Source organism: Winogradskyella sp. UBA3174, from assembly GCF_002364335.1.
Lineage (GTDB): Bacteria > Bacteroidota > Bacteroidia > Flavobacteriales > Flavobacteriaceae > Winogradskyella.
Genome location: NZ_DEXW01000056.1, coordinates 4505 through 5780, shown reverse-complemented (window position 1 = coordinate 5780; position 1276 = coordinate 4505). Strand labels below are relative to the sequence as shown.

General features: G+C 33.4%; 1 protein-coding gene. It reads right to left on the bottom strand.

Annotated features, from left to right (window positions below; translation table 11 throughout):
• Positions 1-87: 87 nt before the first annotated feature.
• On the bottom strand, positions 88-1128 hold the full coding sequence (locus tag B2U95_RS10195; protein ID WP_296315887.1) for a methyltransferase: 1041 nt from the start codon (positions 1126-1128) through the stop codon (positions 88-90).
• Positions 1129-1276 lie beyond the last annotated feature (148 nt).

Below are 1276 nucleotides of genomic sequence, written 5' to 3'. Positions count from 1 at the left end.
AAACAAATCACAGATAGAAAATTGCAGCGGAATTTTCGTAAGTAGGCGAGGACTAGCAATAAATTATACACGGTGTTAGCTGTAGTTTTATTTATAAGATATTGCAGCACTTGTTGGTCCTTCTAAAGGTAGAATTGTAGTTGATTTAAAACCAATTTGTTTAGCCCACTTACTAAAATCAGCTAGTGTATAATCAAATCCAGTTCCAGTTTCTATCAACATGTTAAGACTCATCATTAAACCGAATACGTTTTTATTCCTGTCTTCGTCAATAATTCCTTCAATAGCTATTAATGTGCCACCTTCTGGTAAAGCATCATAGGCCTTTTTGATAAGCATTATTTTAGTTTCTTCATCCCAATCGTGTAAAATATTACCCATAGTAATAATATCTGCTTTTGGAAATTGGTCTTTAAAGAAGTCACCTGCTTCCGCTTTAACTCGATCTTGTAGTTGAAATTGTTGAATGGTTTCAATTGCGATAGGTGTGACAGGAGGTAAATCCCAAGTAGTACAATTCATATGTGGTTGGTGTTTGGCAACCATCAAAGAAAGTAACCCAGCAGATCCGCCAATATCTACTAATGTTTTAGCATTAGAAAAATCAAATTTTTGAGCAAATGCCATAAAACTCCCCATTTGTATTCCACTCATTGCATGAATAAATTCTTTTAATCTATCTGGATCTGCATAAATTTTCTCAAAAAGATTATCTCCTTTTTTGGCTTCATTTTGAGGTTGTCCTGTAAGTAAACCGTCTTCAAGATTACCCCAAAAACCGTATAACCTGTTGTTTAACATTTCAAGCATTCCGCCAATATATGAGGGTTTGTTTTTATCCAAAAAGAAGTCAGTATTAAGACTGTTTGTATACTTTGCAGTTTCTAAAAGACCTTCACGATTTAAAAAACCAAAAGTGGTTAAAGCATCCAAATAGTCAAATACATGTCTATCGGTACATTCAAAACCTAAATGTGATTTTATTTGCGCAGCTGTCATTGTTTTTTGTTCTGCAAGTATTGTGAAAACTTGAAATTTTACTGCGCTTAATAGAATTTTTGAAGCCCAAAATCCGGTACCAATTTGCATTATTGTTTCGGGAGTCGGTTGGTTATGTTGGTGTTCCATTTTATTAGTTTTATTGTTTATTAAAGTAAGTATACAAGGTCACTCAAATTACAGCTAACGGTTTTGTGTATGGTTAGTTGCGTGTTTAAGCAACTAAATTAGCAATTAAATTAGCAAATAAATCACAGATAGAATATTCCGCAGGAAT

Coding starts and splice junctions, on each gene's coding strand:
- B2U95_RS10195 (WP_296315887.1), bottom strand. CDS start 1,128: ATGGAACACCAACATAACCAACCGACTCCCGAAACAATAATGCAAATT.